The sequence below is a fragment of the Rhodococcus sp. BH4 genome (assembly GCF_002079265.1).
GTDB lineage: Bacteria > Actinomycetota > Actinomycetes > Mycobacteriales > Mycobacteriaceae > Rhodococcus_F > Rhodococcus_F qingshengii.
This window is the reverse complement of record NZ_CP014942.1, coordinates 174,482-188,110: the sequence shown is the minus strand read 5'-3', so window position 1 is coordinate 188,110 and position 13,629 is coordinate 174,482. Positions and strand designations below refer to the sequence as shown.

The following is a 13,629-nucleotide window of genomic DNA, read 5'->3' as shown; positions in this document are numbered from 1 at the left end:
CATTCGGTCGACGCCGACGGCATCATGCTTTCAGCGAGTCACGCAGTATGTTTTTGCGTACCTTTCCTGCGGGGGTCCGAGGAAAGTCGTCGTCGACGAGCCGAATCGCCTCGGGCCACTTGTACTTCGCCATCCCCGTCCTTGCCAAGAAACCCCGAATCGATTCCAGCGTCGGCGCATTCGTATGCGGGGCTATACGTAGGAAAGCGCAAGCGCGCTCTCCAGTTCGAGCATCTTCCTCGGCGACCACAGCCGCGTCGATGACGCCGTCCATTTCGACGAGCACCGACTCGACCTCCGCCGCACTGATATTGAGTCCAGCCCTGATGATAATGTCCTTGGCTCGGCCGATGACGCTCAGGCATCCCTGATGATCGATAAATCCGATATCCCCGGTCCTGAACCATGTGAGATCCTGAAACGCTTCGATCGTCAATTTGGCGTCCGTGTAGCCGGAGAACAGGTCGGGTCCCCGAGTTAGGATGTTCCCGGGAGTACCGGCACCCAGGTCGACACCCGTATCGTCGACGATCCTGACTTCGACGCCGGGGCAGGGGAGCCCATCAGTGGTTGCCCGCTGCTCCAGAGGCTGATCGGGTCGGCCAAGTGAGACACTCGAATGCTCTGTGCATCCGTAGCCGCGCATGACGTTGATACCAAGAGCGTCGGCACGTCGAACCAGGTCTGGTGGGACCGAGGCGCCCCCCAACTGTGACATCTCGATCAGCTTCAGGTGCTCGGCACTGATGCGAGGGTGGTCGAGCAGGGACGAGAGAAACAGCGGCACGCCCGTGCCGGCCGAAACTTGCTCGCGGATCATCAGGCCGAGGACGAAGTCCGGATCCCACGCATCCAGAAGGTGGATCTCGTGGCCGATGATCGGAGGTACCAGGACCGAGACGAGCATGCCGGTGACGTGACTGATCGGTGATGTACTGGCAAGCGGTCGAGTGCGGTGGCTCAGGAACGGAGCCATGTGCAGTCGCACTTCTGCGGACAACGCGCGATGGCTCAGCACGACCCCCTTGGGCGATGCAGTGGTTCCGGACGTCCATCCGATTACGGCGGCTGCCGCCGGGTCTACATCGACGCGTTCGCGCCAGGGATCGCCTGCCGCAAGCTGATTGAATCGGACGGCGCCTGCGGGTATCGGGTCGGTTCCGACAACCACGACGTTCTCGAGGGACGGCAGGCGCCCACGAATCGAGTTGACTTCCTCGAGAGGTATTCGGGTGCCCACCCGGTCGGCGACCACGAGGGTGCGCGCATTGCAAGAGCGGAGAATGAACTCCAATTCTCTACTCGCGTAGGCGTTGTCGATCGGGACCAGCACCGCCCCCATCAAGGCGAGTCCGTAGAAGGTTGCGGCCGACTCGACACAGTTGGGCAGTTGGAACGCCACGCGATCTCCCGGCCGGACCCCGATCCGAGACAGTCCGCCTGCCAGACGCAACCCGAGTCGCACCACGTCGTCGAGTTGTCCGTGCCACTCCCTAAGGGCGGAGTGGACGCTGAATCTATTTGATCCGGACCGAGCGATGGCATCACGGAGAAGTGACGGCAAAGTGCTTCCGTCCCACCATCCTTCGGATACATAGCGCCGGGCAACCTCTGCTTGCGACTCCACGATATTGCCTCCTCGTAACGGGCTAGCCTAAAAAGTACTATACGTGTAAGAATGCGAGTTATGTCGAAGTCGAAGAATTATGATGTTCCGCCAGAATTGAGTGTTACCGTCGCCGGCGCAACCCGAATTATCGCGTTGGAACGGCCGGACGATCTTAATGCCGCCAACAGTTCACTTCATGGTGCATTGGGTGCTGTATGGGAGCAGGTCGCCGCGGACGAGGATGCTCGCGCGGTGGTCTTGATCGGGCGAGGACGGGCATTCAGCGCGGGAGGGGATTTTCAATACATGCAGGACTGCATCGACAATCCTGACGTGCGGGAGCGGACGATCGACGAGGCACGGCGAATCGTCGAAGGCATGGTTCGATGCGAGCTGCCGGTGGTCGCCGCCGTAAACGGGCCTGCAGTAGGGCTGGGATGCAGTCTTGCCATGTTGTCGGACATCGTCCTGATGTCCGAACGTAGTTTTTTCGCCGACCCCCATTTAAGTATGGGGTTGGTTCCTGGTGACGGAGGGATGGCATGGCCACTACTGGCAGGGCTCTCCCGCGCGAAGTACTACCTGATGCTAGGGGAGCGGATCCTGCCAGAGGACGCGGTCCGTTTCGGGCTGGCGCATAGAGTCGTTGCACCGGAGAACCTCGAAACGGAGGCGCTCGCCCTTGCTGAGCGTCTGGCAGCTGTGCCACGAAAGGCCATGCGAGACACGAAAAAAGCACTCAATGCTTATCTCGAGGTGCAACTGGGCGGCAGCTTCGATCTCGCTCTGCGCGGCGAGCTGGCGAGCATGAGCTCTGCTGAGCACGCGGAGGCCGTGGCCAGAGTAAGTCGGGCGAAGTCATGAGTAGGACAGTGCTATCCGCGCGAAGTTGATCGAGCGTCATCACGAAGAATGTTATTTTCTGACCTTCCGCTCGGGGTGCGCGGCAGCTCGGTCCTGACTTCCAGTCGTTCCGGGAGTTTCTGATTGGAAAGGCCCTTGTCCCGAAGAAATTTGACCAATTCCGCTAGGCTGGGAGCCCAGTCATTGGTTGCGACAACGTAAGCGCGCACCTTGCTATCCGGGGTGTCTATCGGGACCCCACGCGTGCGACGTCCGCGACGCCATGATGTCGGTACAGAAGATCTTCGATCGATATCGGAGTGATCGGATTGCTGACGACTCCGACACGAGCCACTGCGAAATGCACGCTGGCCGCGATCGACCAGTTCGGAAGCTGCCATGAGACCACATCACCGGGACCGACACCTGCGCCGAGTAACCACGTGGAAAGCTGTCCGACCTGGCGGTCGAGTTCGGCGAACGTTACGTCGCCGAGTCTGTCGTGGAACGCGATGGTTTCCGGCGCGGTCGCGGCCGCTCGGCGAAGAGAGCCGTCGATGAGTTCGTCCCCCACACCCCGAGTCGACGCCACGCCGAACCAGCATCGTCGGGGATCTGTGGGGGATGGACGCGCTTCGACGCGGCCAGGGGCTGGTACTCCACTGTCAGTGCTGCTACTCGGGCAGAACGCCGGGCGTATCCGGGAAGTTGATCGCGACGCGAGCGAGTGTTCCACCGTCAGCAGACGGTAGACACACACCGGACATGTACGCAGACTCGTCTGATGCGAGGAACAGTGCCACATTCGCATTGTCACGTAGATTCGGTGGTCGATTGAGGCGCAACGGCATTGCGGCGTGGTCCTTTACCCATGGCCCCATGGCTTCCTCGTACGATTGCCCTAGAACTTCCGCATCGATCGGCAGTGGGAGGTTCGCGGACATGCCGTGAGTGGGGCAGAGCGCGTTCACGCGAATACCGAACCGACCGAGATCGAAGGCGAGTGCCTTGACGAGCCCGTTCACCCCGTGTTTCGATGCGGTGTAGCTGACGAAGCCGGGGTATGCAGCAAGTGACGAGGCCGAGGATGTCACGACGATCGTGCCGGACTCCTGTGCTTTCATCGCGCTGAAGGCTGCTTTTGCTGCCAGGAAGACGCCCTTGAGGTTGGTGTCCTGGACGGCTTGCCAGTTTTCCAACGTCAGCTCGTCGAAAGCGACGGTGCCGAAACCGATTTCGCCGATTCCCGCGTTGGCGAACATGACATCAATCCGGCCGTAGGTCGATACCGCAAGGTCCACCGCAGCGGTCATCTCGGATTCGACTCGTACATCGGCCTTCAGCCAGACGGCGTCGCCTCCTGCCGCAGTGACCTCCTTGGCTACTTTTTCGCTTCGATCGGCCGATAGGTCGGTGACGACCACCTTTGCGCCTTCTGCGGAGAACAGCAGTGCACTTTCCCTGCCGAGGCCAGAGCCGCCTCCTGTGATGACAACTACCTTTTCCGACAAACGCATGATGGAACTCCTCGAGGCTCGATGGTGCGGTCGCTGACCGTTTCCCGAAAGGAGTTAGGGCGATCGCGCCACCGACTATACATGTATAGTCGGTGGCGCGTCGGGATTCTCGTGATCAATTTTCGCCGGCACTCTACGTCCGTCGATTGATCGTTATGTCAGGGTTGACCCGGCCGAAGTTGTACGAACAACCCTTCCGCATCGCTCACTACTCTGTCGCCGTCCAGAAGTCGCGCAGAGGCAAACCTCTTACGGCCGTCGATCGAGTCGATGGTCGCGTCGAGAACAAGTTCTCGATCGACGGGCGTGATGTGCCTGTAGTTCACGTGTATGTACGCAGTGCGTGCAACCGGACGGGTCGTACTCGCGAGTCGTCCGAGCACCTCGTCGAACAGGAGTGGAAGACTCCCACCGTGAGCGGCGCCGTTCCCTCCGAGATAGAAGCGGCCGAACGTCACTCGCGCACGAACGTGCGAGGGCGTCCACTCGTCGACGATATGCGGCAGCAGAAGTGGATGTCCCCGACCTGGCAGGTCGAGCCTTGTTCCGACGGGGGTCTCGGTCTCCGGTGCCTCGTACGGCGCGAGCAGGTCGAAGGCTTGTTCTAGCTTCGTCCTAGCCTCGGCGAGCACGTCTGCCGGGGCGTCTGCGGCAACGATGCAGTTCTGTAACCGCCGAACGGTTTGAACGAAATCTGCATATCCAGCACCGCCGCGCTCGTCCATCGGTCCGAGGTGGGCCCAACTGTCGGTCTGATCGCCGACTGTCGAGATCGGCTTGATGGGGAGTCTCTGTTCGGTCATCGGCCCGACCTTACTTTCGCTCAGAAGCCCATCGACCGTCCGACCAGATCTTTCATGATTTCATTTGTGCCACCGTAGAGTCGCTGAACTCTGGCATCGCGCCACAGTCGGGCGATTTCGTACTCGTTCACGTAGCCGTAGCCACCGTGCAACTGCAGACACCGGTCCAGGATCTCCCATTGCGTTTCGGTGGCCCACCATTTCGCACCGGCAGCCTCCTCCGCGGTTAGCTCGCCCGCATTGACCGCGAGAATGCACTGATCGATATAAGCGGTCATTACGTCGACTTTGATGCGCATCTCCGCGATCGCGTGACGATTGATTTGAAAAGTACCGATCGCTTGCCCGAATGCTTTGCGGTCCCGCGCGTACTCGAGGGTCAGGTCGAGGGCGCGACGTGCCTGGGAAACGGCGTGGACGGCAATGCCGAGCCGCTCGGCCGGAAGGTTGGCCATCAAGTGGTAGAAGCCGCGATTCTCCTCTCCGAGTAGGTTTTCCACCGGTACGCGTACGTTCTCGAAAAACAGTTCAGCAGTGTCGGCGGACTTCTGGCCGATCTTGTCGAGAGCGCGACCCTTGGTGAACCCGGGCGTACCGTCCTCGACGACGATCAGTGAAATGCCACGATGAGGCGCGTCCGCGTCCGGGTTGGTTCGACATGCCACGATCACCAGATCCGCCAACAATCCATTGCTGATGAAGGTCTTCGCACCGTTCAGCACGAACTGATCGCCGTCGCGCCGCGCACTGGTTTTGATGTTGGCCAGGTCGGAACCTGTTCCGGGTTCTGACATGGCGATTGCCGTGATCGTCTCACCTGAGACGTAGCCAGGCAGCCAGCGTTTGCGCTGCTCATCGGTGGCTAATCCGGTGAAGTATCCCGACACGATGTCGTTCTGGACGCCGAGGCCGATTCCTACCGCGCCCGTTCCGTGGAACTCCTCGGTAAGAATTGCGTTGAAACGGAAGTCCTTGATGTTCGAGCCGCCGAATTCCTCGGGCATCTCCCATCCGAGCAATCCGTGTGCGCCTGCCTGTCGCCAGGCTTCACGATCAACGTGGCCGGCCTTTTCCCACTCCGCCGAGTGTGGAACACAGTACTTCTCGAAGTATGCGCGTGCGGTCTGACGAAACTGATCGTGTTCGGGGTCGAATATGTTGCGTCGCATGCTCGTTTGCGTCCTTCTCGAAGTGAGTGTGTGCTGTTCTTTGGCTACCAGCTATACACGTATACTACACTCAGGCAACTGTCACCCTGGCTGATTCGGATACATCGAGCCGAACGCCGAGTTGATTTGATCCAGCCGCGATTAGCTCGTGTCGTTGCTCTGCGGCGATCCTCTGGTGGCGGCACGACGAAAGGAAAATAGTGTTGAAGCCGAATAGTGTTGCGATAGTCACCGGCGGCGCAGGCGGGCTGGGCGCGGCGGTAGTGAGACGGTTGCACGCAGACGGTGCCGCCGTGGTCGTTGCCGATCTGGCCGATGACAGAGGGAAGTCCTTGGTTGCTGAACTCGGTGATCGAGCGCGATACGTCCGCACCGATGTGACCGATACCGAATCCGTCTCCGGTGCGATCGACGCCGCACGCGAACTCGGCGAACTCAGGTATGGAGTGATCGCTCACGGTGGTTTCGGCGTTGCCGAGAAAGTGGTCAACCGGGACGGGACCCCCGGAGACCTGGGGAATTTCGCGAAAACAGTGGAAACATACCTGACCGGCACTTACAACGTTCTCCGTCTCGTGTCGGCCGCACTCGCGACCAACGATCCGGATTCTGACGGATGCCGTGGTGCTGTTGTGGCGACCGCGTCGATCGCGGCATACGAGGGACAGGTCGGTCAGGCTGCTTACGCTGCAGCGAAGGCAGGGGTAGTGGGCTTGACCATCTCCGGTGCTCGCGACCTGAGCGCTATCGGTGTGCGTTTCAATACGATAGCGCCGGGCACGATGAAGACTCCGATCATGGAGTCCGTCGACGAGAAGATGCTGGCTCACCTGACGGCCAACGTGCCGTTCCCGAAGCGCTTAGGTATGCCTGCAGAATTCGCTGATCTCGCGGCCTTCCTGCTCGGAAACGGCTACATGAACGGTGAAGTGGTGCGCCTCGACGGCGCACAACGCTTCGGTCCCAAGTGATTACCCAATATCCGAGAGTTTTCTCGCTCAAGAAAGAGGCATTCCATGCGTGATGCAGTCATCGTAGAAGCGATTCGTACACCCATCGGCCGGAGGAATGGCAGTCTTGCCGGCGTCCATGCCGTCGAGATGTCGGCACTCGTGCTCAAGGCGCTCGCTGAACGTACCGGCATCGACCCACTGTCTGTCGATGACGTCCACTGGGGCAATGTCATCAGTATCGGGCAGCAGTCGGGAAACATCGGGCGGATGGCGGTACTGGCCGCAGGATGGCCGGAGTCGGTGCCCGGGTTCACCATCGACCGTCAGTGTGGCTCGTCGCAACAGGCAATCTCCACTGCTGCCGCCGCGGTGGTATCCGGACAGGCGGACATCATCGTCGCCGGCGGCGTCGAGATGATGTCCGCTGTACCGATGGCAGCAGCTATCGTGCCCGACACCGGTGAAATGGGCGGTCCCGCGGTGAGTCGATACGAGAAGGAACTACGTCGACCCGGCTTCGGCGGCCGCTTCAACCAGGGGGCCGGTGCCGAGCTCATCGCATCGAGTCGAAAGATGTCGCGCCGTCAGCTCGACGAGTACGCCCTGGAGTCCCACGAGCGCGCTGCTCGCGCACAGGACTCCGGCGCATTCGATCGCGAGATCGTACCTGTCCAGACCGAAACCACGCTTGTCTCTGCCGACGAAGGTATTCGCCGAGGATCGACAGTGGAGAAGCTCGGAACTCTTTCCGCGCCGTTCGTGGAGGACGGAATGATCACGGCAGGCAACGCCTCCCAGATCTCCGATGGCGCCGCGGGCGTCGTGGTGATGACGTCGGAGAAGGCGCGATCGCTCGGGTTGACACCGCTGGCCCGAATCCACACCGCGGTGGTCACGGGCGATGATCCGGTGAAGATGCTGACGGGACCGATTCCGGCGACGGCACTTGCTCTGAAGAAGTCCGGATTGTCGATCGACGACATCGACGCGTTCGAGGTCAACGAGGCCTTCGCGCCTGTCCCGCTTGCCTGGCTGCTCGATACGGGAGCGTCGGCAGACCGACTCAACCCCCTCGGTGGTGCCATTGCCCTCGGCCATCCGCTCGGATGCTCCGGCGCGCGTCTAGCCACTACTTTGATCCATCACCTCATCGCCACCGGGGGCCGATACGGATTGCAGACCATGTGCGAAGGTGGCGGCACTGCCAACGCGACCATCTATGAACGGATATGACGACTGCATCCGTTCTTCACTGAACGGGATCGAAGGCTGATATCAACCAGTGTCCGTCGATATCGAGCCAGGTAATCTCGACCGACCACATTCTTTGTGCAGCCCGAGTAATGCTGCAGAAAGTCGCCCATAGCCGAGACGTCGATCACTGATCCGATCAAGGGCGTCACTCTTTGTGGGAATAGCTGTGAGAGAGACTGTTTGATCGACCATGCCCGGCAATGTCATCGCTCAGGCACTGGAAGCCCGCGGACAGTTCGTCGAACAGCACGCTCCGGGGTCAAGGCCCTGAACAACGGCGGAGTCCCTTGCAGTGGCGCATCGAGCTTTTCGTCAAGGCCAGATCGACTGTTCACGGCTTTCGAAGCCGCGGCATTTGACGCTCAAGGTAGGCGCTGCTTAAATCGCTTCTAGTGCAACAGAATGACTGCAATTCTGGCCCTAATTTTATGACTCCGAATCTGGCGCAGCCGCCGCAACCACGATGCGTATCTGCTGCGGCAGAGCGTATTCTGTGGCCGGTTCGACCGCCCACAAGTTAACGAGGAACAGTGACTATCGATGCGCACAACGAGACCCGATCCACTGACCGCATTGCCGCTGGCGCACACATGGTGACAGGGATCAGCGGCAAAATGCTGTGGACAGAAGTTCGCGATTGTTTCAATGCCGAGTTGGCAGAGGACTGGGCGCCGGAAGTTCCCGTGTTTGGTCGACGTGAAACTGCGCGGACAACGGTTTTCCCGCTTGGGGGATGGTGTGCGCTGGATGCACATGAGTTCGTTTCCGGCGAGCCCTACGTGCGGAAGGACATCAAGCTGGTCGAATGGGACGAGATAGTCGTTGCGAGAAAGCCTTTCGATGTCACCGAGGTGATCAAGTGAGCCAGCATGCTGTTGATTTCGGCCTGCTCATTCTACGCGTTGTGGTCGGACTGACGGTGGCTGCGCATGGTTACAACAAGTTCTTCGGCGGCGGCCGGATCGCCGGTACCGCAGGCTGGTTCGACAGCATCGGAATGCGACCAGGCAGGATGCACGCGGTGCTCGCGGCGACCACCGAGTTTGCAGCAGGAATTTTGTTCGCGTTCGGTCTGCTGACCTCGTTCGCGGGCGCGGCATTTGTATCGCTGATGTTTGTCGCCGCGTACACCGTCCATCGATCCTTTTTCGTTACCAACAACGGCTGGGAGTACAACCTTGTGCTCGCCACCGTCGGTATCAGTGTCGCCACGATCGGACCCGGGCGATGGTCGTTCGACAGCCTGATCGAGATCGATACCTGGTTCGACGGCTGGTGGGGGCTTGGTATATCACTCCTAGGCGGTCTGGCGGCCGCGGCAGTTCTGCTCGGAACATTCTTCCGGCCGACTGTGGACGCGACGGCTGAGTAGAAGTTGTGCCTTATCTGAAACGATCCGAATCCACCGGACCGAGCGTGACCGAGTCCTTCGTGCGACCGTGCGGAGACAGGCAGAATGACAATGTGAGAGGAAACATCAGGTGTCAGAGGATGTGATCACCCGACGTGAGAGACGTACTCTCATCGTCACCATCAACCGGCCCGACGTGCGAAATGCGATCAATGCCTCGGCCAGTCGCGGCCTCGCAGATGCCATGGACATCCTGGACGACGATCAGGACCTCTCGGTGGCAATTCTTACGGGTGCCGGGGGAACTTTCTGCGCTGGAATGGATTTGAAGGCGTTCGTAGCCGGCGAGGACATTGCGGTGGAGGGTCGTGGGCTCGGTTTCACCGAGCGGCCGCCGCGCAAACCTGTCATCGCTGCGATCGAGGGGTATGCACTGGCGGGTGGCACAGAACTGGCCCTGGCCTGCGACCTCATAGTGGCCGGACGAAGCGCGAGGTTCGGTTTGCCGGAGGTTAAGCGTGGCCTCGTCGCCGGTGGCGGTGGGCTACTCCGGCTTCCGTCTCGTATCCCGTATCAAGTCGCGATGGAACTGGCGCTCACAGGCGAACCATTCACGGCCGAGCAGGCTCATCGGTATGGACTGGTGAATCGTTGCGTCGATGACGGCAGCGCTCTCGAAGCGGCGCTCGAACTTGCGACGGATATCACGGCCAATGGACCCCTTGCGGTCGCTGCAACCAAGGAGATCATCGTCGCTGCCCAGTCCTGGACAACACACGAGGCGTTCGCAAAACAGAAGGACATCATGATGCCGGTCTTCGCGTCGGAGGATGCCAGGGAGGGCGCACAAGCGTTCGCGGAAAGGCGTGCTCCGAGATGGCTGGCTAAGTAAGCGAATACGGGACATAGGCTTGGCCCGCAGACGGAACGCTCAGTTGGGCGTTCCGTCTGCGTGTTCAGGACGGTTCGAACACCACAGGGGCTCATCTACGATATCTCGACTGTCGGAGTACTCGCGGACAGAATTGTGGACAAGCCTTGATCGCGCAACGTGGGCGAGTATGGGCAGGCACCTCGACATTCCCGGGCCGGCGTCTAACCGAGTGTGCGACTCATGCCAGTGTGTTCTTCCTCCGTCGGATGCTCCGTATGGGCGTCACTGGTAGGTTTTGACTTGTTTTCCAGGTGTATCCAAATCTATTCCGCAAGAACGATTTCTATGAACTAGACAGATTCGGCGCATGAGCTGTCAAGCAGATATGTGCGGACTGCCAGGTGCGTCAGAAGTGTCTAACTGTATGAAGCGCGGACGTTGATGACTCGGTGCCGAGGGTTATCGGCGGGCAGTCGCAGTTCCGCATACTGAATTCGGTGGACGGTAAGTATCGTGAACATTTCGCACGGTGCGGCTGCGCGTCGCTGCTTCTTGCTCGTGTACCCGCGAGCATGCAACAGCTCTTCAGTCAGCAGGCAGTTGTAGTGCTCGGCTTTCCCGTTGCACTTCAGAGTGTGCGGCCGGATGCAGTATTGCCGCGCTCCAGTAGCGTGGTGGTGAATATTCTGCGTGATCGAATGATCCGTTATCCATCATGGCGCGTTCGATACGGTTGATGCCGTGCGTAGCGAAAATGCGCACGGCATCTTCCATGAAATCTATTGCTGACCAGTCAGTTTTGTAGTTGAAGTCCACGGCATGTGCCAACCAGTTGAGTGTTGTCGTCGATCACGGAATGAAGATCGGTGCAGACGCTCCGAAGTTGCTTCGCTTGCAATAAGCGGCGGAGCTCGGCCAGTCATCGAACGCGATCGAGTTCGAGATGGAAAGGTCGACGGCAGATGGTAAAGCGCGGCGCTTGATCCCAGCTGAAGCGTCGGCACGCCAATTTGATTCGCAGACTTTGGCTATCGTGGGGCGGCCTTCCGTAGCTTGTGCCCCTGAACCGCATCCGCATGAGTACCGACCCACTCGTATTGAGCATTTTCCTGCAACGTTGCTGATACCAGGTCTTCGCAGAAACCAGGCGAACTAGTGGTCATGGCCCACCCTGGCATGCGCAACTAAAGCACCACGCTCCCGGTACGTCTCCCCGTAGCAATCTTCGGGGAGACGTACCGGAGAGTAGGAAGTGCAGCGGAACGGTATGGGCGCAGGCAGGTACCTTCATTACGCGTTATGCGAGGGCGTCCCGAAGAGATCGTTCCGACTGCAGTAAGTAGGACAGAAGGATCGTTCACCTGCTCTGGTGTCAGCGGGTGAGTTCGTCGCGCAGCACTCGTCGGAGCAGCTTGCCGGTAGGCGAGTACGGAAGAGAGTCCCGAAACTCGATCGTTTTGGGAATCTTGAATTTCGCAAGTGAACGCGCTGCCGTCGAGAGGATTTCGCGAGTGAGCGCGTCGTTGGCTTCGACCGACCGGGACGGGACAACTACGGCGTGTACACGCTGACCCCATTCGTCATCGGGCAAGCCGAGAACGGCGACGTCGTCGACGGCGGCGTCTGCTCGCATCACGTCTTCGATCTCGGCGGGGTAGATGTTGACCCCGCCCGACAGGATCATGTCGGTCCGTCGATCGACGATGAATAACCACCCGCCCTGATCGATGTAGGCCATATCTCCTGTAGTGAAGTATGTCCCGAGGCGAGCAGCCGCGGTCTTGTCCGGATCGCCGAAGTACTCGGCGGTTTGCCCGCCAGGGTTCTCGATCCACAGCGTCCCGACTTCGCCTGCCGGAAGCGGGTTCTGGAGGTCGTCAAGTACTTTCATCTGAGCCCCGTTGGCGTCGAAACGGCCGACACTTCCGGGATGTTCGAGCCAGTCCGCAGATGTGATACTCGTGCCGAATCCCTCAGAGGAGGCGTAGTACTCGAACAAGACCGGTCCCAGCCACTCCAGTATGCGACTCTTGACTTGGACGGGAGTTGCGGCCCCGGAGTGAGAGACGACTTTCAGGGAGTCAGTGTTGAAGAGTTGCCGTTGCGCTGCGGGCAGCTGGAGCAGGCGATGAAAATGTATGGGCGCCAACTGCGCTGTGGTGACTTCGTAGCTCTGGATTTTCTGGAGGAACTCGATACTGTCCCAGCGCTCCATCAGTACGACTGTGTGTCCGTGATGAAGTGCATGCAATCCCCAGCCCAGCGGTGCCCCGTGATAGAGAGGCCCTGTAATGATGCTTACGGCACCGAGGTCGTGTTCCATTCCGCGCAAGGCCATGATCGGATCCATCCCCCTCGCAGCGGTTTCCGGGTCGACCATACGGGCCGGCCAATGGACTCCCTTCGGTCTACCTGTTGTTCCGGATGTGTAAAGCATCACCGACCCGTGAACTCGCTCCGTCGGAGATACGTCACGCTTTCCGTCAATGAAGTCGGCAAGGTCGCGACCTGTCGAGACAGGATCATTGAGAGTGATACACCGCTCGGCAGGGAACGAGATTGATGTCAATGCCTGCTCCGTCTCTGGCTGATGCTTCCTGTCGGCGAAAAGCAGCGTACTGCCGCTGTTGGCAATGATGTATGCGATCTCGGGTGCCGTCAGGTGATAGTTCACGGGCACTACCTTGATCCCGACTTGCTCAGCTCCGAGGAGAAGCGCCAGGAAGTGAGCTGTGTTGGGCGATAGCAGCGCGACTCTGTCGCCGACCTGAAGTCCTTCGTCGAGCAGCGAGTGGGAAATGCGGTTGGCGACTTTGTGCAGATCTCCGTACGTGACTGAGTTGCCATTGGGCTCGATCACCGCGACCTTGTCCGGAAGTTCCGTGGCGTACTGGTAAAAGTTGACGGGGTCGGTATGCATTCAGTGCTCCTCGGTGGTCGAGATCATGCTGCTCATGGGAACGCTGGATCAGTGCCGACCACCTTGGCGCTCTCGGTGGAGAACGATGATGCGGACTCGCGGACCAACCTTGAACGCGCTGGCGGGTCTCCTTTGTGGCGTGCGAGTCCGACAGTGTTGTGGTCTTGGTTGTGGTCTTGTCCGTTGCTGAAGGATCCTGACGCTACTATACAAGTATAGTAGCGTTGTCTGATGCAGATTCTCAGCTTGAGAATGCCGAGGCTTCGTCGGAATCAGTCTTGCGCGGTCCAACCCGCGAACTGGTCGACGTTTCGACTGTCACCCAAATCCACTTCA

The 13,629-nt window shown here is 59.7% G+C and carries 13 protein-coding genes; 6 read left to right on the top strand and 7 right to left on the bottom strand.

Annotation, left to right across the window (positions count from 1 at the left end):
- Positions 1–22: 22 nt before the first annotated feature.
- Positions 23–1,627, bottom strand: coding sequence for a class I adenylate-forming enzyme family protein (locus tag A0W34_RS30205; protein WP_232330077.1), 1,605 nt, complete (start codon positions 1,625–1,627; stop codon positions 23–25).
- 60 nt (positions 1,628–1,687) lie between these two features.
- Between A0W34_RS30205 and A0W34_RS30200 the strand changes: the two genes are divergently transcribed.
- Positions 1,688–2,473, top strand: coding sequence for an enoyl-CoA hydratase/isomerase family protein (locus tag A0W34_RS30200; protein ID WP_081559629.1), 786 nt, complete (start codon positions 1,688–1,690; stop codon positions 2,471–2,473).
- Positions 2,474–2,699: 226 nt separating this feature from the next.
- On the opposite strand, the gene A0W34_RS33270 is transcribed toward A0W34_RS30200, so the two are convergent.
- The 4 genes from A0W34_RS33270 to A0W34_RS30180 all read right to left on the bottom strand — a co-directional run bounded on the left by A0W34_RS33270 (position 2,700) and on the right by A0W34_RS30180 (position 5,941).
- Positions 2,700–3,026 carry an AMP-binding protein gene (locus A0W34_RS33270; protein WP_198035725.1) on the bottom strand — a complete coding sequence of 109 codons (327 nt, stop codon included), beginning with the start codon at positions 3,024–3,026 and terminating at the stop codon, positions 2,700–2,702.
- 100 nt (positions 3,027–3,126) lie between these two features.
- Positions 3,127–3,969 (bottom strand): SDR family NAD(P)-dependent oxidoreductase, encoded by an 843-nt coding sequence (locus A0W34_RS30190; RefSeq protein ID WP_081559022.1) that lies wholly within the window; start codon positions 3,967–3,969, stop codon positions 3,127–3,129.
- Positions 3,970–4,127: 158 nt separating this feature from the next.
- Positions 4,128–4,772 carry a PaaI family thioesterase gene (locus A0W34_RS30185; RefSeq protein ID WP_081559020.1) on the bottom strand — a complete coding sequence of 215 codons (645 nt, stop codon included), beginning with the start codon at positions 4,770–4,772 and terminating at the stop codon, positions 4,128–4,130.
- A 20-nt stretch (positions 4,773–4,792) separates the two neighbouring features.
- A complete protein-coding gene (locus tag A0W34_RS30180) occupies positions 4,793–5,941 on the bottom strand; it encodes an acyl-CoA dehydrogenase family protein (RefSeq protein WP_081559018.1) in 1,149 nt (382 codons plus the stop codon).
- A 200-nt stretch (positions 5,942–6,141) separates the two neighbouring features.
- Here A0W34_RS30180 and A0W34_RS30175 point away from each other — a divergent pair, with 200 nt between their 5' ends.
- The 5 genes from A0W34_RS30175 (at position 6,142) to A0W34_RS30155 (ending at position 10,391) form a co-directional block, all read left to right on the top strand.
- Entirely contained in the window at positions 6,142–6,912 is a 771-nt protein-coding gene (locus A0W34_RS30175) for an SDR family oxidoreductase (RefSeq protein WP_232330076.1), read from the top strand.
- Positions 6,913–6,957: 45 nt separating this feature from the next.
- Entirely contained in the window at positions 6,958–8,127 is a 1,170-nt protein-coding gene (locus A0W34_RS30170; protein ID WP_081559014.1) for a thiolase family protein, read from the top strand.
- 611 nt (positions 8,128–8,738) lie between these two features.
- Positions 8,739–9,011 carry a hypothetical protein gene (locus A0W34_RS33265; protein ID WP_198035724.1) on the top strand — a complete coding sequence of 91 codons (273 nt, stop codon included), beginning with the start codon at positions 8,739–8,741 and terminating at the stop codon, positions 9,009–9,011.
- Complete coding sequence (locus A0W34_RS30160) at positions 9,008–9,520, top strand: DoxX family protein (protein ID WP_232330075.1); 513 nt, start codon at positions 9,008–9,010, stop codon at positions 9,518–9,520. Before A0W34_RS33265 ends, A0W34_RS30160 begins: the two co-directional genes overlap by 4 nt.
- 109 nt (positions 9,521–9,629) lie before the next feature.
- The gene (locus tag A0W34_RS30155) at positions 9,630–10,391 is read left to right on the top strand and encodes a crotonase/enoyl-CoA hydratase family protein (RefSeq protein ID WP_081559008.1); all 762 of its coding nucleotides are present in this window, start codon (positions 9,630–9,632) and stop codon (positions 10,389–10,391) included.
- Between the two features lie 567 nt (positions 10,392–10,958).
- Here the strand turns inward: A0W34_RS30155 and A0W34_RS32930 are convergent.
- Together A0W34_RS32930 and A0W34_RS30150 are read right to left on the bottom strand one after the other, a co-directional pair.
- The gene (locus tag A0W34_RS32930) at positions 10,959–11,189 is read right to left on the bottom strand and encodes a hypothetical protein (protein ID WP_156888971.1); all 231 of its coding nucleotides are present in this window, start codon (positions 11,187–11,189) and stop codon (positions 10,959–10,961) included.
- Between the two features lie 556 nt (positions 11,190–11,745).
- Positions 11,746–13,293 carry an AMP-binding protein gene (locus A0W34_RS30150; RefSeq protein WP_081559006.1) on the bottom strand — a complete coding sequence of 516 codons (1,548 nt, stop codon included), beginning with the start codon at positions 13,291–13,293 and terminating at the stop codon, positions 11,746–11,748.
- Positions 13,294–13,629: the final 336 nt, after the last annotated feature.

Coding starts and splice junctions, on each gene's coding strand:
- A0W34_RS30200 (WP_081559629.1), top strand. CDS start 1,688: ATGTCGAAGTCGAAGAATTATGATGTTCCGCCAGAATTGAGTGTTACC.
- A0W34_RS30190 (WP_081559022.1), bottom strand. CDS start 3,969: ATGCGTTTGTCGGAAAAGGTAGTTGTCATCACAGGAGGCGGCTCTGGC.
- A0W34_RS30185 (WP_081559020.1), bottom strand. CDS start 4,772: ATGACCGAACAGAGACTCCCCATCAAGCCGATCTCGACAGTCGGCGAT.
- A0W34_RS30180 (WP_081559018.1), bottom strand. CDS start 5,941: ATGCGACGCAACATATTCGACCCCGAACACGATCAGTTTCGTCAGACC.
- A0W34_RS30170 (WP_081559014.1), top strand. CDS start 6,958: ATGCGTGATGCAGTCATCGTAGAAGCGATTCGTACACCCATCGGCCGG.
- A0W34_RS33265 (WP_198035724.1), top strand. CDS start 8,739: ATGGTGACAGGGATCAGCGGCAAAATGCTGTGGACAGAAGTTCGCGAT.
- A0W34_RS30150 (WP_081559006.1), bottom strand. CDS start 13,293: ATGCATACCGACCCCGTCAACTTTTACCAGTACGCCACGGAACTTCCG.